General features: G+C 31.3%; 11 protein-coding genes. 3 read left to right on the top strand and 8 right to left on the bottom strand.

From position 1 onward, the window contains the following. Positions 1 to 859: 859 nt before the first annotated feature. The 7 genes from PQO00_RS19615 to PQO00_RS19585 form a co-directional block, all read right to left on the bottom strand. Complete coding sequence (locus PQO00_RS19615; RefSeq protein WP_274186555.1) at positions 860 to 2,824, bottom strand: putative porin; 1,965 nt, start codon at positions 2,822 to 2,824, stop codon at positions 860 to 862. A gap of 158 nt (positions 2,825 to 2,982) precedes the next feature. Next, positions 2,983 to 4,275, bottom strand: coding sequence for a DUF4302 domain-containing protein (locus PQO00_RS19610; RefSeq protein ID WP_274186554.1), 1,293 nt, complete (start codon positions 4,273 to 4,275; stop codon positions 2,983 to 2,985). 39 nt (positions 4,276 to 4,314) lie between these two features. Further along, complete coding sequence (locus tag PQO00_RS19605; protein WP_274186553.1) at positions 4,315 to 5,262, bottom strand: substrate import-associated zinc metallohydrolase lipoprotein; 948 nt, start codon at positions 5,260 to 5,262, stop codon at positions 4,315 to 4,317. Between the two features lie 24 nt (positions 5,263 to 5,286). Beyond that, entirely contained in the window at positions 5,287 to 6,711 is a 1,425-nt protein-coding gene (locus PQO00_RS19600; RefSeq protein WP_274186552.1) for a RagB/SusD family nutrient uptake outer membrane protein, read from the bottom strand. A gap of 3 nt (positions 6,712 to 6,714) precedes the next feature. Next, the gene (locus PQO00_RS19595) at positions 6,715 to 10,290 is read right to left on the bottom strand and encodes a SusC/RagA family TonB-linked outer membrane protein (protein ID WP_274186551.1); all 3,576 of its coding nucleotides are present in this window, start codon (positions 10,288 to 10,290) and stop codon (positions 6,715 to 6,717) included. Positions 10,291 to 10,441: 151 nt separating this feature from the next. Further along, positions 10,442 to 11,650: a FecR family protein gene (locus PQO00_RS19590; RefSeq protein WP_274186550.1), complete on the bottom strand. Its 1,209-nt coding sequence runs from the start codon at positions 11,648 to 11,650 to the stop codon at positions 10,442 to 10,444. Positions 11,651 to 12,130: 480 nt separating this feature from the next. Beyond that, positions 12,131 to 12,751: an RNA polymerase sigma factor gene (locus PQO00_RS19585; RefSeq protein ID WP_274186549.1), complete on the bottom strand. Its 621-nt coding sequence runs from the start codon at positions 12,749 to 12,751 to the stop codon at positions 12,131 to 12,133. A gap of 804 nt (positions 12,752 to 13,555) precedes the next feature. On the opposite strand from PQO00_RS19585, the gene PQO00_RS19580 reads away from it, so the two are divergent. From PQO00_RS19580 to PQO00_RS19570, 3 genes are all read left to right on the top strand, one after another. Beyond that, complete coding sequence (locus PQO00_RS19580) at positions 13,556 to 14,155, top strand: ribonuclease HII (RefSeq protein WP_274186548.1); 600 nt, start codon at positions 13,556 to 13,558, stop codon at positions 14,153 to 14,155. 203 nt (positions 14,156 to 14,358) lie between these two features. Beyond that, positions 14,359 to 16,791: a ribonuclease HII gene (locus PQO00_RS19575; RefSeq protein ID WP_274186547.1), complete on the top strand. Its 2,433-nt coding sequence runs from the start codon at positions 14,359 to 14,361 to the stop codon at positions 16,789 to 16,791. Positions 16,792 to 17,355: 564 nt separating this feature from the next. Continuing rightward, positions 17,356 to 18,405: a nucleoid-associated protein gene (locus tag PQO00_RS19570; RefSeq protein WP_274186546.1), complete on the top strand. Its 1,050-nt coding sequence runs from the start codon at positions 17,356 to 17,358 to the stop codon at positions 18,403 to 18,405. 23 nt (positions 18,406 to 18,428) lie between these two features. Here PQO00_RS19570 and lipB read toward each other — a convergent pair whose 3' ends face one another. Next, positions 18,429 to 19,127 (bottom strand): lipoyl(octanoyl) transferase LipB, encoded by a 699-nt coding sequence (gene lipB / locus PQO00_RS19565; protein WP_274186545.1) that lies wholly within the window; start codon positions 19,125 to 19,127, stop codon positions 18,429 to 18,431. Between the last annotated feature and the right edge of the window lie 3 nt (positions 19,128 to 19,130).

The following is a 19,130-nucleotide window of genomic DNA, read 5'->3' as shown; positions in this document are numbered from 1 at the left end:
TAGGGGGCAGCTCTTAACGACCAATAGGAATTTCTAATGCTCAAAATGGTCTATTCTCTTTTGTCCGGCCCCTGCCGTTTCCGGCAGGGGCCTTACGCTGTCAATTCAATATGTCTATGAACTCTTTTCTTGTCTTCTCTAATCTCGTTTCCTCGTTTAGCGGGTGCAAATATAAAACCCTTTTTTCGTTCCCGCAATACTTTCTTGATCTTTTTTGAAAAAAAATTCAGATCCTTTTTTCCTCGATCAAAATTTACTGTTTTTGAATGAACTTTTGCCTCCCTGGACACTGTCCGTTTTAGCGGCTGCAAACATACAACCTTTTTTCATTCTGCAAAGCTTTTTTAAAACTTTTTTTAATTTATTTTTCTAAGCCTCTAAGAACGCCGCCAAGCTCCTGTTTTATTCTAAAAACTCCTGCTAAGCGGCTGCAAAGATACTACTCATTTTTACTTTTCCTAACCTTTTTTTAATATTCTTTTTACACCCTTTTTTAACCCTTGAAAACTAAGAGGTTATAGCTTAACTTTTTTTGCCCCTTTCTCTATAACTAATCCCCTTTGCTCTTTAAGTAACTTTTTTGCCTTCGTCCTTATTATTAGTACTACATTTTAACTCCTGATCTTATATAGCTAAATCAATATAAAATAACATGATCCTTCAGAGTAAAAAACCGATTTTCTTCGTTATTAATACTCGCCGTAACTAGGCTATGACTACGCTTTTTGCCTTGAACTTCTTTTTTTTATTTCTAAATATTCTTTGCCTTTTTATAGCGACTTAGCTATATTTTGTTACTTTAAAAGGGCGTGATGAAATACAAGTGGTTTATATTTTTAACCTAGATACTTTTATTATGCTATAAAAAGAAGTTCCAAACAACACCAAAGCGCACAGTAAAATCTCTATACGGGTTGTTTGGTGCCGAGTAAAAATTGTATCCCGTCAAGGATGAATTAAAATGTTCGGCTTTTAAATAAATTCTAGTTTGTCGAATTTTTGCGTTTATAAAGAAATCTAAACGCGGAAAGTCTCCATATTCTCTTTCGGTTTGCACATAAAATTCTGCTAACAATGGATTGTAAGCATTCATATAATACTTAGTGAAATAATTGAGCGTTATTCCCGTTTGCAAAAACATTGCTTTTTTAAATAAATGACTGGAGAAATACAACGTATTACGGATTGTAAATTCTGGTACATTTAACGTACTGTCCTTATCTTTTACATTTTGGTATAATATGGTATTGTTTAAGGCAAACTTGCCTACCTTTATTTCTTTATCTAATTTAACTCTTAAATAGTTTATGGTGTTGTTATTTTGAAACGCCTGTACTTGATTGCTCGTTTCATCCTTTTTAAAATAAACATAATCGCTGATCGTAGAATAATCAGCCGAGATATTTGCTATTTTCTTAGATTTTAATTGAAATGCTAATTGCTCTGTTTTTGTATTATTAAAATTGTTTTGCCAATTGTAGCCTATATAATCACTTTGATATAATAAGGTATTGTAGTTTGGCGCTTTAGAACTGTGGTTAACCGAAGCTATTGCAGATATATCATCGTTGAATTTAAAAGTTGCCTTTGCTTTTAAGAAATTACCATCAAAATCGCCAGAAACATTTATACCTAACTCGCCCTGTAAATCAAAACCTCTATATTGTTTATGATACTTACCTCCTGCTGAAAATATATCTCCTTTTAATCTATTAGTTATGGTGTTTCCATTTAACAACACCAACTTATCGTAACCATAGTTATAATTGTTGTTTGTTATATTGAATTGTAAATCGCCAATAATATTGTTACTATAATTTAATTGTACTTGGTTATAAAAGTTTTCTAACGTGGCTCGGTCTTTAACACTATTTTTAAATGCGTCTCCAAAAAGGGCATTTGCTGCTAATTGATCGTATTGATAATATTTATCTTCAAATGAGATCACATGACCTAAGCTAAGTTTGTTGTTTGATAACGAATCTTTTTTCTTAATAATTTTATAAGTGTGCTCTAAATGAAAACGTTTCCCTCTTAATATGCTTTCTGCATTTTCGAAATTTACTTCTAGGATAGAGCGGTCTAGAAATTCTTCTAATCCGGTTTCAAAATTCGCTACACTTGGATCATCTTTAAGCCCTCCATTTTCTTGGTTGAGCAAATCTTGTGTTACCATATGTCCCCTAACACTGTAGCGGTTATTTTTAGTTCTATAGTTTGCTGTAAATCTAAAATTACCTGTACTTGTTAATATATGTTGGTATTTACCTAATGACCGTAATCCTTTATAGGCTATTGAAAAATTGAATTGTGGCGATGTATTTACTGTAAAGAACGAATCTGCCAATTGTCCTTGTTCAAAAGCGGTTTTAAAAAACAGCTCTGTTAACGGTGTTGGTACACGATAGTAATTAATATCTTCAATTTCCATGTAATTGAAATGTCTTGCCCGAGCACCAAAACTGGGCATTAAACTGGTATCTTGAAAATCGTGGGTTAAACTATTATAGGTTTGCCCCAAATTTGAAAATGGCATTAAACCAAAATTATCCCTTCTTAAGTAATTAAACTTATACTCTTTTTGGATGCTTAGGGTGGTATCTACAAATGTTGTGTCATTCTCATGAGAGATTATTAAGTAGTCTTGAATTTTAGCTTTTGGGGTTTTAAGGTTTTTTTTGTTTGTGCTCTTTCTTTGTTCACTACTAAGGGTATCTTGATTTTGAAACCCTCCTATTTGTTCTCTAGATTGTCTTGTTAGATCTTGTGCGAATGCACCATTAAATATTGATACCAAAAAGAAAGCTAAAACTAATTTGTTCATAAATTAATATAATAATACCATGCAAATGTAAATACAAAATATGATAACGTTGTAAAATGGAAAAATTATTTAATATTTGAATTAATTTAAAACAAAAAAGTCCTTTTATCTACATGTAGATAAAAGGACTTTTTATTATTTTATACTCTTAACCCTTATTAAAAATCGTAATAATTAATTTCCATTGAAGGATCATCTACATTAATCATAGAAAAAGTTCCATTAGAAAAAGTTTGAAGCCCTCCTGTAGCATTAAGATAGTAGCCAGACTCAGCACCTACAAAAACATCAATTAATGGTTGTAGAACTGCCGTTAAACCTGCACTTGAGTTTGTATCTCCCGTTAATGAGAACTTAACAATTCCATCAGTAATCTCAACATTCAAATCATACCAAATATTTCCAAGACCAGTATAAATATGTAAATAAGGCACACTTCCATCATTCAAACTACGAATGTAAACCCTGTCAATAGTAAAACCATAATTATCAAATATAAACTGCGTATAGCTTGTATAAAAATTATTAAAAGCTAGACTACTTTTCCCTGGCTCTAAATAATTATATCTAACGTTATTCGCTGCAACACCAAGGTCATAAGGGTTTAAAGGAACACCTGGTATATTATCGTATATTATCCTTAATCCATCAGCTGTATTCTCATATTCATTTTCGGCTTCATTATATGTAAAACTTGTAAGCATTGTTCCATTAACATCTAAAGGCTTTAAAAGATAAAACCCTGTAGGTGTTATTGCGATAGGAAAACTCACTGAAATAACTTCTCCTTCATTATTAAGGTATTTTACTGTTGTTAACCTAGTGACAGAATTAAAACTAAACGTACCAATTACGGCATCATTTAACAAAATATTTCTGAAAACAGATTGGGTGCCATCTCCAGCAATATCATCAACGGATTCATAAATTGGTTCTAAATCTAATTGTGATACATCTGCTTTTTGTAGCGTAAGAACTGTAACATCATCTCCAAAATCTAATTTACTTTCTAAAACAACCTCGTCTTGAGTTGCAGATAATATGTTAAAAACAAATTCGCCTTGGTTATTGTTATTGTTTATCGCAAAAATATCGCTAAAAACGGATGTAGACTCAAAAACCAACTCAACCTTCAATGTTTTATCAATGCGGTACGTTATTGTCTTATTTTGTGCTCCTGCCTCGAAATCGGAATTAACAGAAACATTGCTATTGGAATCAAAATCCAATAGCATCGTATAAGCTCCAAAATCTTTGTTTGGCGAATAATAACCAATCCATCCGTTATCAGCAGACGTAAGAACATTTAAATATTCTAATTTTAAAGCTTCTGCTCTTTCATTAACTGTTTGGTCAAAAAGTGGTTCCACTTCATTATCCGAACACGATGTAACTACTAATAATAGCATAAAAACACCAAATGACGCTAATAATTTATTTATTTTATTCATTTCTTTAATTATTTATATTAATTAAAATTTCTGGTTTTATTAATCAGGAATTCCGTTAATTTCTATGACTTTAGTCAGTCTTGACTGGAGCGTATCTCTTACAGCTAATAAGTCTACATTAAAATTATTTCTATAAAAGTCTACAACTAAATCTACCTTTTGTGCTATAAGTTGACGTCCTTCATTCAGCTCTTGACAATTCACAATAGCATCGGCATCTGTAAGTGTGGAACAATCTTCTTGATTAATAAAATCTGCCTCAAATGTAGCTTTCTCTACTACAAGAAGGTGTGAAATAATTTCACAAAAATCTTCAAATTCATTTAAAGTTCCATAATTTCTTACCATACCTAACTTTATGGCATCATTTCTTGACACACCATTACTCCAACCATTTCCTAAATAAGATTCAGAAATAGTATTAAAGCCTACCGGAATACCATGAGTTTGATGAACAATATGCGAAAACTCATGATGTACAGTAGCCAAAACACCACCTCCAGGATTTGCCATCCAATTTCTATCTTCAAAATCTAATGCATTCATGTTTAAAAGCGTTACTCTTGCACCGCCTTCAGCAAAGCCTAACTTCATTGTTCCATCATCGTTAAAAATAAAAGACCCCATATAAACAAGTTCTGCAGGAAACAGGTCTTTTACAAATTTACTGGCATCAGCTCCAGTTGCAGCATAAGACCCAGCCCATAAATATTCCACTATTTTAGAAGCAGGAATAACCAAATCTGCATCAATAGGTGTTGCTCGCTCTGAAGGGTCTATAAAATTATCATTCCATCTCCAGCGGGTTGCTGTTCCATAAACCTCAAATAAACTCTTACCGTTATTATCGTATAGATATTGATCATTAACACTTGAAATATCAGGGTTACTTGGCGCAACATAGTTTGTATTTGAATCATCATTAGCACATTGAAAAAACAATGTAACCGATGACATTAGTACTATTAATTTTATTGTAATTTTCATATAAACTTTCTTTAAATCATTATCTTATCTAGGGTTAGCCTCTATACCATTAGTGGTGGCAGTCTCTGGAATCTGAACAGCTTTTCTTAAATCTTCTTCTCCCAATACAAACTCATCTCCATTAACATCTACATGTCTTACTTCTATACTAAGTCTTTTAATATCGAACCATCTTAAGCCCTCTGCTAAAAATTCTTTTCTTCTTTCTAGCAAAACAAAGTCCAACATAGCTTCTTGTTCCGTGCCTCCAAAACCAGCTACAATTTGCGGTAAGGTTAATTGCCCTCCAGTATCATATCTTAAAGTTGCAAATACATTATAATCATTTAGTGCATCATCCAATCTGTTTAATCTAACATAAGATTCCATTCTGTTAAGAACAACTTCTTCTCCTCTAATTTGAGTCATAATAATATAGCCAAAACCAGTAGTCGACGTTGTAAATTCAAAAAGTTCATTATACTTAGGCTGCTGTCTAGCTTGTGTTCCATAACTATATAGTAAATCTCGTTGATCGGCACTTTGTTGAATATTAGCTCTAACAACATTACTAAATATATTTGTGTTCATTCTATAGCCTCTATAATACCTGTTGGAAAAACTTTCCTTTCTAACTACAAAAATATTATATGGGCTGTTTATTTCGTTAAATTGATCTGCAATTTGAGTTGATGACGTTCCTGTAAAAACTTCATCCATATCTCTCACATAAGTCGTATTAATAACTCCATTACCTAATACTTTGTCTGAATAGTCAATACATTTTTGATAATCGCCTTTAAATAAATAAAACCGAGACGCAAAAGCATTAGCCGCTGTTTTAGTAAAATGGTATTTACCTGTTCCCTCATAATATGCATCTGAGATTAAAGGTAAAGCCTCTAGCATATCTTTTTCTATCATCTCGTAAGTTTGCTCAAGAGTACCACGTTCGTATTCAACTTTCAAACTGGTTTCAGGAGCTGTGATATAAGGAACTCCTAACCCTTCTTTATTGGCATCGTTATAATGTTGACAAAAAACATTGGCTAACATAAAATGATGATAAGCTCTTGTCATTAAGGCCTCACCTCTTAATGCATTTCTATAACCTACATCTCCGCCATCAATACCATCCAAACCTTCTAGAGCTTGATTAGCATGTGCAATGGCCTGATAATTGTTATCCCAAAAATACGTTGGTGTATCTTGGCCTTCTTCAGAAACTACAGGGGTAAATTGATAATTTTCTGTCATCCAATCAAACTGATCATTATCTGGAATCGCTGTAACATTATCTGTTTTCCACTCTACAAAATTATAAGTTGCTTCTGAATAGGCAGACACTAATAATTCTGAAACATCATCTAAAGTTGTAACAGTTTGTCTATTATCTGGTACTACATCAAGGTAATCGTCACAACCAAAAAATGAAACTAAAGCTATTATTATAATTAAATTCTTTTTCATAGTCTAAAAATTAAAATTAAGCGTAAATGTGTAACTTCTTGTCAATGGTAAAGACACCCCTCCTGATTGGAAAAATTCTGGATCAATTCCATTAAGCTTATCGTCGGAATAAACTAACCATAAATTATGTGCCGACAAACTAGCCGTGGCAGATTTTAACCAAGTTGAATCTATAAAACGCTTTGGGAATCTATAAGATAACTTTATATTTTTTAACCTGACAAAGTCTCCATCGGCAACTCGAACGTCACTTTTATTATATAAATCGTAAGGATTTAGCCCTTCATTGCTTAAACCTTGACTTGCTATTTCTGATAGGATTGATGGAATATTAGTTATATTTTCATCGCCTGGCAAAGACCATCTATTAATTAAATCCCCTGGAAGCGAGCTATAATCATCATATCGCTCAAAGAACGCATCATCTAAACGAATTTTGTTTCCGCCACGATAAGAAAAACCAACATTTAACCCAATATTTTTATAATTAAACGTATTATTGAATCCTCCAAAGAATGTTGGTTCTGTTGGCCCTTCATATTTTAAGAAATTAGTAATATCATCTCTTTCTTGTAAATTAAGATCTTGAATAATAGCACCATCTTCACCAAAAAATGTAGGTATACCATTAGAATCTAAACCAGCAAAAGGCACAGAAAACAAGGCTCCAACAGGAAATCCTTTTAGATTTGCTCCGTTTCGGCTTATTGCATCACCTATACGATCTTGCGCTTCCCAATTTGTGATTTCACTTTTTGAATGACTAAAATTAAAATTAGAAGACCATCTAAAGGTTGGTGTTTTAACGTTTACCGTTCTTAATGTAACTTCATATCCTTCACGATCCATATCTCCAATATTACCTAATTTTAAGGATTCTCCTCCAACACCGTTGGTTTCAATAAATCCAATTAAATCTTCCGATTTTCTTTTGTAATATTCTAATTCCAAGCCAATACGGTTATTAAAGAATGCTGACTCTACACCAATATTCCATTCGTATAATTTCTCAAATGTTAACTCGCCATTCTCTAATTGATCAATTAACAAAGCAACTTCTCTTTCGGCTGCTTGAGGACGTAATGGCTCTTCTCCAAAAACTATTAAACCAGCACTTGCATCGAAAGGATTGCTACCTGACAAACCATAAGTTGATTTAATTTTCAACAAATTCAGCCAATCTACATTATCCATAAACGACTCGTTATGAACATTCCATGCACCACTTATATTCCATGTAGGTAGGTAACGTGCTGCTTTAGAGCTTCCAGTTCTATTATCTCCGGTATAGGTATATGTACCATTTATAACATATCTAGAATCATAAGAATATGCTAAATTAGAAAACATCCCCCAACCTCTTTGATTAGTTTCATCTACGTCAAAATACTCTTCCCCTCTACTGTCTAAAAACCTTATGAAATTTGGATCACTTAATATTAAACCACCTTTATCGAACAAGTAACCCCAACCATCATTTTTCTCTGTAACTCGCTCACTGGATCTTATTTCTTGAGCTAATAAAGCACTAACCGTATGTAAATCCCCAAATGTTTTCGAGTAATCTAATTGATTTCTCATATAGTAACTTGTTAAACCAAAATCTGTTGTTTTTCTGAATCCTCCATTTGGTAATACAGAATAAGGTTCTAGTTCTGGAGCATCTGGGTCATCAAATAAAAATATATTGTTGTTTCTAATTAATGGATTGTCTGCACGGTAAGCTTCAGCATTATTTGAATTTTCATGTACGGTTTGTACAGCATTACTTTTATACCACCTTCCGTTTAATACTGTTGTAAAGTTTAAGTTTTCAGTAAGTTCAACCTTAATATTCGTATTAAAAGACAAATCGATTAAACTTAAATCAACAAAATTATGATCTACTTCGTGTAAAATATTAAATGGCGCATAGCTTCTTCTAAAGAATTGACGGTTTCCATTTTCATCATAAGGTGTTATACTTCTACTTGTATATAAAGCATAATTAAACGGGTTGATATCAAAATTTCTTTCAAATACTCCAGTAAGTGCATTATAGTCTCTATCTTCTGAAGCTGCTATTCTTTGATCTCTAACATTTCCTGTCACTTTAAACCCTATCGTAAATTTTTCCGATAAATCAAAATCTGCATTTAAATTTGCTGTATAATTTTTAACATCATCAGCAATAGTTTGTCCCTTATCTACAATTGAACTTACCGAGGCTCTAAATCTAGATGTTTCTGTACCTGAAGAGATACTTAAACTATTGGTTCTTACAAAAGAATCTTTAAATAACACATCAAACCAATCTGTATTAGCATTGGCATAGCGTTGTAGGTAATTATAATTTGGTGTTCCTCCTGGACCCCAAGAAATGTCACCGTCTACTATTCTTTTGAACATATCTGAAAATACACCGTGATTTGCAGCTCCATTTGATCCAGCTATATCTATCCAACCCTTTTCATATAACTCTTGATAAACAGACATTTCATCTCCAGAATTCAAAAAATTAAATTGATCATAGTTGGGTTTCGCTCTTGTCGTTAAACTACTTGTAAAATTTATTGAAGGTTTGCCCGTTTTACCCCTTTTAGTTGTTATAACAATAACACCATTAAGGGCTCTTGCACCATAAAGTGCAGTTGCTGAAGCATCCTTTAAAACTTGGAACGTTTCAACATCTTCGGGATTAATCCCAGCTGTAGATGAACTTAACACAGTATCTAAATTACCCGAAGAAATATCCTCATTCGATATTTCAACAGCATCTTCAAGAATTACGCCATCAATAACCCATAATGGCTTGTTTGTTCCATTTATAGATGCATTACCTCTAATTCTAATTACAGGAGCCGTACCAAAAGTACCTGATACATTTTGAATCTCTACACCTGCTACTTGCCCTTGAAGTGATCTACTTATATCTGCAACACCTTCTAATTTTACGTCCTCTAATTTGACTGTTGCTGCTGACCCTGTAAACAATTTTCTTTTAATCTTCTGATAACCAGTAACCACCACAGTTTCCAAATCTTCTAAATCCTCTTCCATAACAATATCAATGGTACTATCATCACCAACTGTTATAAATTGAGTTTTCATACCAATGAAACTAATCTTTAGTATCTCTCCTTTACTCGCATTGATGGAATAAATCCCATTAAAATCTGTCTGGGCTCCTCTTGAGGCCCCTTCAATGACTATGTTAACACCTGGTAACGGTAAACCATCAGTCCCGGTAATTTGTCCTGAGATCTGTTGCTGCAAATTAGAATCAAGAATTTTCACCTTTTTATTTAAAATTACTTGACGCTCATTTATAGAATAAATAAGTTTTTCTTTATTTAGAACCCTATCTAAGACTTTATCAATAGTTTTGTTTCTAATTTGGATATTGCCTAAAACTTTTAATAATTCGGGTAACACTTCGTCATTGTAAATAAATACAAATTCACTTTGGTTTTCTATAGATTCGATCATATTCATTAATGTCGCTTCCCTAATTTCTATTCTCAGCTTTTTACTTTGAGAATATGAATCTGTAAAAGAATACAATGTAAATAGGACTAAAAAGACGCTAAGACACTTCATTACAAATAGAGTTTTATTTCTAAAATCTAAGAGGAAATCATAGAAATTTTGGTTATTTTTCATAAATTTGAATTGGTTTTTAATTAAACAATAGCTGCTCCTATAGCAGTTTTTTATCAGTCAGGGAGTGTTGGCGCATTCTCTGACTTTTTTACTTTAATACATATTTTTTATCGTTTATTATTTCGAATTTAAATTCTGTTGTTATCGTTAGATTTTCAAGTGTTTGTTCTATTTTATCATTTAAATCTAATTTCCCGCTTACATTTATGTTTTTTGCATCTAATACGTTCTCAAAAACAATTTCCACATTATAGAAGCGTTCTATTTTTCTAACAATGTTTACTATAGATTCGCTTTCAAAATGCAAAAGCCCTAAAGTCCATAATGTGTAGTTATCTGTATTAACTTCTTTAATAGCAACTTTTTCTGTGTTTTTATTCCATGAAGCTAATTGACCAGGTTTTAAAATGGCTCTTTGTGTTTTAAATATATTTTTTTCAACAACAACGACTTTTCCTTCTGTTAGAACTGTTAAAATATTTGAATCTACGGGGTAAGCAGACACATTAAACTTTGTTCCCAACACTTCTATCGAGACCTTCTCTTCTATAGTTTTCACAATAAATGGCTTTTCTTTATTTGGTGCTACTTCAAAAAAAGCTTCTCCAGAAAGAAAAACCTTCCTCTCATTAGAAGCAAATGTATCAGGGAACACAAACTTTGTTCCTGCATTAAGATAGACCACTGAACCGTCTGATAATATTATTTTACTTCGTTTACCAAAAGGTACGATTAATTTATTAAAAAGTAATACTTCTCCTTCATTTTTTATTTCATTACTTATAGTATCTTTTTCGTTTAAAATAATGCTACCCAACTTGGTATATTCAATTGATGATTTTTTCTCATCGATTAATAACGGTTCCCCTTGTCCAATAATTAATTGGGTCTTTTCTTTTATTACGGGATCTAAAGGTGTTTCGCTTATGGTATCAAAATCGAAATCATTGGTGTTTTCAAAAACATGATTAATAAACACATTGGCAATTATTAATACTAACATTAATATGGCAACATATTTATACGATCTTTTAACCAAATTGAATATTTTACTTGGTTTGTTTTTATGATCAATTTTATTTAAAAGTTGTGTAAAGATCTCCTGCTTTTCTTTTTCAGAAAGCTTAATATCCTCGGTTTTTATATCCACTAAAATCCCTTTTAGGGTATTAATTATTTCTTTCTCCTCTGGGTTTTTAAGAATATAATCTTGCCAAAAACTGATTGTTTCTGGCGTTGGACTATATACCCAACTTAGAAAAAAATCATCCTCCATATACTTAGAATAAAGCTTCATAGGTTTACTTTTATTTTTTATAGGGGATCATATCTCATTTTTGTAGACACTTTTTAGAGTTTTTTTTAAAAAAAAATTAACAATAGCTTAACAGAGTAGTAACCATAAGGGTTCTTCCCTAAAAATATTTTAAATAAATACGCTCCTTAAATGCAAAAAACAAGTTAGATATATAGGTTTTGAGTATTGATTTAGGTTTTTTGGGCGTTAGAATCTGTCTTTTTAAAATTTTAACTCTTTTTTCTTAACCTGACGATATTGAGCTATGGCTATAGCTTGCATGCTCTTTTTGGCTTATGTAAATAATCGCTCTATGTTTTTTGAACAGTTTTATATCAGGACTAATATGACGGCAGTATTTTCTTTTTCATCCAAGTCAAAAATCTACTACTTTTCTTTTGAGTAAATTTAAATCAGAACTGGTATAACGCAAGAAAGTATGCTTTGATTGGGCAATTTAAGCACAGGAAGGAATATTGCTTAATCTGGGAAAGCCACTAACAAAAAAGAATAAATACCTGAATTTGTAATATTATTTAAGAGAAGATTTTTTCGTATGTTTTTTATAGACCTATAAACCTGCTTACGTACAGAGTTATGATTAATACCTGTGATTTCTGAAATCTCAATATAATTGAATCCTTTCATAAATCTTAAATATAGTATCTCTTGCTGTTTAGGGGTTAGCTCCTTAATTATTTTTGTAACAAGTTTTTTTTGATGTTTTATAACTTCTTTATTTATAGTTATGGTTTCTATATTATATTCTGTAAAAAAAGACAGGTTTCCTTGTTCTGGCAAACCACTTTTCTTTCTTTCTTTCTTCAATTCCCTAAACATAGTATGCTTTAGAGCCTTAAATAAATAAAACTTAATATTTTTAGGCCTGGAAATCTGCTTTCTGTGCTCGTATATATCTAAAAAAACATCTTGAATACAATCCTTCACAAAACTCTTATTTGAATTTAACTTCATGCCATATGAAAACAAAGCATCTACATTTGAATTATAGATAAATGTAAAGACACTTCTATCTCCATCTATAAATCTCATCCAAATAGCTTCTGCTTCTTCCTCCATTGTTTTCTTTATAGTACTCATTAAATGCAATATAGACACATTTTAGATTAATATATGTTAATCAATAAAGTGTTTAAACTTATTATATTGGCTGTAAAACCCCTTTTCTTGTCTGCTCACAAGTAGAGATATTCCATATTTTTTTATTACTTCAGCGATCCTTTGCTACTCTAAAAGACTTCATTTGGGAATACCTGTCTGTCTACCGGCAGGCAAGAAATTATTATTTGTCGGTTCAATTAAAAAAGTCTAAGTCACTTCAGTATTGAATATGTACTCCTTTTCTTTGCGAAAAAAGGTAAAAAATATTTAAAATCAAAAAATCAAAAATCATTTAGGACTAAAATAAATAATTCTATCATTTTAATTTTTTTTGTTAGAAAAAATTACAAGTTTAATTAATATAACTACGTTTATTTAATCTGAAGATTTTTAAAATCCAACTTTAAACGATTTAGCGAAAATTCTTTAAAATAAAGAAAGCCAGCTATAACTGCTGGCTTTCTTTTTAAATATTTAGCCCTTCATATAAAGATAAGGCTTATAATATTTATTTTGAGTTAGTCGATTGCAAACATCTTAATATTATATTAAAAAAACAAAAAAAACTCATAAAAAGTGATAATTTCTCACTAATCCCTGGTTTTATAATTATCAAATTATTATAATATCCTATTAATTTTTAAATTATTAATACAATTAAGGCTTAAAAAAAATTATTTAATAATATGCACCAGTATATTCTTATAAAAAGAAATAAATTTATCTAGAAAAGCATAATAATTGGTACATAAAATTATAAATTTGAAAAATATTCTTATTTGAATGTTATTAATCAATCATTCCAACTATTCTTTAGAATGTGGTACAGATGAAGCTGGACGTGGTTGTTTAGCTGGTCCCGTTACTGCTGCGGCTGTTATTTTACCTAAGAAATTCGAAAATTCGATACTAAATGACTCTAAGCAACTTAGTGAAAAGAAAAGGGACCTTTTAAAGCCAATTATTGAAACACAGTCCATAACATTTGGCGTAGCACATATATTTCAAGAAGAAATTGATAGTATTAATATTTTGAATGCTTCTATTTTGGCTATGCATAAATCTATAGACCTCTTGAGTAAAAAACCACAATTTATAATTGTAGATGGCAATAAATTTAAGCCTTATAATGATATCCCTTTTAAAACTATCATCAAAGGTGATGGAAAATATTTGAGTATTGCAGCAGCTTCCATTTTAGCAAAAACACATCGTGACATATATATGAATACTATTCACGAAGAATACCCCATGTATAATTGGAAGCAAAATAAAGGCTATCCAACTAAAGAACACCGGGATGCTATAAAAAAATACGGTATCACAAAATACCACAGAAAATCATTTAGGCTTTTACCCGAACAATTAAGATTAGACATTTAATGCCATTTCTAACTTAAAATTGCTCGTTAAAATTTACACGCTCTCGCCTTTATAAAAAATGGCGGTGTTTTATCTGGCTATTTTAAAACGGGTATAATACCACATTTTACATTCAAATCGTTATGACTATTTTTTACTTCAATCAAAAAAGTTTAAATGACTTCGATGAAAAATATGTAGGTTTGTAAAAATTAATACGTTTTATGAGAGTCTTTTGTTTTTCCCTACTCCTTATACTGGTTTTTAACTGTTCAAACATCAAAACAAGCCGCTCACAACTTATCGATTTTGCACCAAAAAACACTTCCATAATTTTAAAAACCTCAAATCTTGAGAATTTAAAAAGTAGCATTAACAATAGTGATTTTTTACAAAAAGTTTCTAAAACAGATTCGTACAAAAACTTAGAAAACACATTAAATAGCTTATCTTATTTAAAGCCTACAAGCGATATATTAATTTGTTTTTCGAAAGATTTAAAAGACAGTTTACAATATGCAATCATAACAAAACACAATCAACAATTATTTGAAACCGATTCGTTACCAAACTATATTGAGGAAACGCTGTCTTATAAAAACAAAACAATAACGAAATCCACATTAAATAATCATACATTTTATAGTACTATTATAGATAGCACCTTTTTCGCTTCTTCTTCAAAAGAGATGGTCAATGCTATTTTTAGTAACACTAAAATAGATATTGAACTGGAGAAAATCTATAATATAACCAGCGACGATAAAACGGTCTCGGCTATTCTTAAATCTGACCATACATTTTTAGAATCGTTTTTTATTGAAGATTCACTTTCTCTTAAAACATTTACTAATTATATAGCTGTTGATCTTGATATAGATCAGGATGAACTGCTTTTTAATGGCATTACTAAAGCCATAGACTCATCGAAAAGTTTAATTAATATCTTTAAGAACACCATCCCTCAGGAAAATCAAACTTACCGTATCACTCCTTCAAATAGTGATGGTTTTATGAGTTTTACTTTTAATGACTATAAAACCTTTAAAACCAATTTGGCCAAGTATAATGACAATGATTCTATAACCAACACAACCATGCTTTTTGATGACATTGTTGAAGTTGGTATTATTTATCAAGGAAAAGATAGTGCTATTGTATTAAATTCCCTTGATATCATTGCCACCAAAGATGCTCTCTTAAGCGAACAAAACACTATAGATGCTTATAGAGGCGTTACTATTTTTAGTTTTAGTGGTCCACACTTATTTACTAAAACATTTGCTCCTTTAGTGTCATTCAATAAAGCTAACAAATACTGTGTTCTAGATAATTTTTTTGTGTTTGCCGACAACACAGATATGCTCCAAAATATCATTGCTAATTACCAAAACGAAACCACACTAAATGAGAAAGTGTATTTTCAAGATATAAAAAACCATTTAAGTGACGCATCATCATTACTACAGGTTGTAAACCTTTCTTCTTTAAAGACTATTTTAAATAAAAACCTAAAAGGAGACTTAAATAATGAGTTGACCAATTACAATGCATCTGCATTACAATTTATCTACGAGACTAATTTCGCTCATGTAAATGGCATCATAAAAAAGAGTAAAGCCAGAGCATTATTAAATTCTGTTTCTGAAGAACTAAATATTAAGTTAGGCACAGACCTATTAACCAATCCTCAATTTGTAAAAAATCACATTACTAAACAAAAAGAGATTGTCGTACAAGACATAAACAACAACCTATATTTAATTTCGAATAAAGGAAAAATTCTTTGGAAAAAGAAAATGCAAAGTGCCGTATTAGGGGCTATTGAACAAATTGATATTTATAAAAACGGACGATTACAACTAGCTTTTGCTACCTCAAACAGCATTCATGTTATTGATAGAAATGGTAAGAGTGTTGCACCTTTCCCAATTAAATTTAACAACACAATCACCCAACCTCTCGCAGTTTTTGATTACGATAAAAATAAAAACTACAGGTTATTGGTAACTCAAGGCAAAAATGTTTTGATGTACAACGTAAAAGCGCAAATTGTAAACGGATTTACATTTAAATCTGCAAACAATGCCATAATATGTCGGCCAAAACATTTTAGAATTGGCACTAAAGATTATATTACATTTAAAACTCATAACAAACTTTATATTTTAGATCGAACTGGTAAGACCAGAGTAACTCCAAAAACCTCTACCTCGTACTCTAATCAGCCTATCTTTTTATACAAAGACAGTTTTACGACCACAACCTCAGACGGAAATTTAATAACTATAGACACAAGAGGACATACATCCATTAAAAACTTAAACTTATCAGAAAAACATTATTTAGAAACTTCAAGCAAAACCCTTATACTGTTAGATGAAAATAAATTGTCTATTAAAAATAAGTCTATAGAACTTGATTATGGCGATTACTCTGCACCTAGACTATTCTATATTAATGATAAAATTTATGTAGCACTTACAGATAAACAAGCTCATAAAATTTACCTTTATGATAGCCAAACAAAATCACTACCCAATTTCCCGGTATATGGAAACTCACCCATAATATTAGATAATATTGATAAAGATAGAAACCTTGAGTTTGTGAGTAAAGGAGAAAATAATTCTATTATTTTATATCAGATCAATTGATTTGTAGCTGAATTCTGCAAATATTTGCTTATAAGTTTATATATAAGTATAAACTTAGCAAAATCTTTGTATATGAAAAACTAATTTTTATCTTTAAGGCTGCTATTAATCAATTATTTACAATAAAATTTCCAAAGATTTTATGACATTTCTTAAAATGAAAATTTAATCAATAGGCTGTGCCCTATTCAATAAATTCAAAACATAACGACAACCAAATCTGAAGTCCCCAGGTCTTGAACGTCAAAGCATTTGCTTTGGCGTTCTTTTTTGCTTTTATACACAGTTCCTACTGGCACACGACGAGATAGCGGGGTACATGTCTTTTTTTATGAACATAAAGTAAAACCGTTTCTTGTTTGAAATGACCGCAATAAAACGCCCCTTTTTACTTTCTACTTCAATAGAAAAAGAAACCGTAGCTAGGCTAAGTTTCTAATATTAGGCTATTATTTTCTGTTTTAATGAGTAAATTTAAGGCAGGAATAGTATCATAGTAATTTTTAACAAGACATAGTATAATTCTAATTATTTTAATAGTATTGCATACTTAATAAACAACACATGATCTCAAGAAAAAACGCCTCTATTTCAAAATTCATTATTCATAAAGTTGGAAATAAGTTTAACGATACTAAAAATGCTTTTTCTGAGAATACGGTCGATTTTGATGAAGCCAGTTACGACTTAATGCTCCCCTTTTTACTCCGTCCGTTTGGGAGCGTAGTACAAAGTTATCGATTTAATCATCACGCCAATATTTCTTTAAACGAAATTAATAGTTATTGCTCACAACTATTTAGCGATGAAGATGCTTTTATAGATGTTTCAAAGCATATTGTAACTCATTTATTCGAGCAATCTACCTCGGCCAACATAAAAACGGGAGATGTTATGGTTGTGATGTTTGAAGGCATTGAATACCAAGATATGACCACCAATGCTATTGGCATCTTTAAAATAGAGAGCAAGGTTAATTTCTTTCAAACCTATTTAGAGGATAAGAGTTACGATGTGTTGGTACAAAAAGGGATTAGCTCTAAAAAAGTAGATAAAGGCTGCTTGATTTTAAATCAAAGTGATACCGAAGGCCCTATTATTTTAAGCGTAGACAATAATAGTTATGACGCACAATATTGGATCAATCAGTTTTTAAATATTAAATATGCTGATGATGCCAATAATCATACGCAACAATATATTGAGCTTTGTAAAGAATTCTCAACAGAGGTTTTAAAAACCAACTATGGTTCACAGGAGCAGAATGCTTTTTTAGCTAAAACCATTGATTTCTTTAAAGAAAATGAAGTAGTGAACATAGAACGTTTTAAAGAAGGCATTTTTGAAGGTGAAAAACAAATAAGGCAGTTTGAAGATTATAAAAAAGAATATGAAGGCGAACAAAATTTGGTTATCAGAAATCAATTTGATGTTGCCGAACGCGTTGTTACCAAAGAAAAGAAAAAGATCAAAACTGATATTAAATTAGATACGAACATACAAATTAAGTTAGATATTGATGCACCTGATGCCTCTACAGAATATTTAGAACGTGGTTTCGATGATGAGAAAAAAATGCATTATTATAAGGTGTTCTTTAATTCAGAAGCTTAGCCAATAACTGGTGTTGGGTGAATTTATAAAAACTCAGCCTCAAAAAGGTGCATAAAATGTTTTAGAAGCTTTTCTTTTACGGCACTCATATCGACCTCTTTCACGCCAAGCTCCACATTTAGAGATGTTACTGCCTTACCTCGAATACCACAAGGGATTATATGATCAAAATAACCCAAATTAGTGTTTACATTGAGTGCAAAACCATGCATGGTTACCCATCGACTTGCCCGTACCCCCATGGCACAAATTTTACGTGCAAATGGCGTATCTACATCTAGCCAAACACCCGTTTCACCTTTACTACGTGCTGCTTTCAAACCATATTCCGCAAGCGTTAGAATAATCATTTCTTCCAAAAAACGAAGGTACTTGTGTATATCGGTAAAAAAATTTTCCAAATCTAAAATAGGATACCCGACTACTTGGCCCGGACCATGATATGTGATATCACCACCACGATTAATCTTATAAAAAGTCGCCCCTTTTGTAATAAGTTGTTCTTCGTTTAAAAGCAGATGGGATAAATCGCCACTTTTACCCAAAGTATATACGTGTGGGTGCTCCACAAACAAAAAGTGATTCTTGGTCTGTAAACCAGCTTCCTCTCGCCTATTCTTAATTTTGGTATCTACAATATCCTTAAACAACATTTCCTGGTAATCCCAGGTTTGTTTATAGTCTTTAAAACCTAAATCCTGTAATGCAATTTGTTTATTCAAAAT

The organism is Flavivirga sp. 57AJ16 (genome assembly GCF_028736925.1).
GTDB lineage: Bacteria > Bacteroidota > Bacteroidia > Flavobacteriales > Flavobacteriaceae > Flavivirga.
The sequence above is the reverse complement of the archived record's forward strand: the minus strand, read 5'-3'. Positions and strand labels throughout refer to the sequence as shown.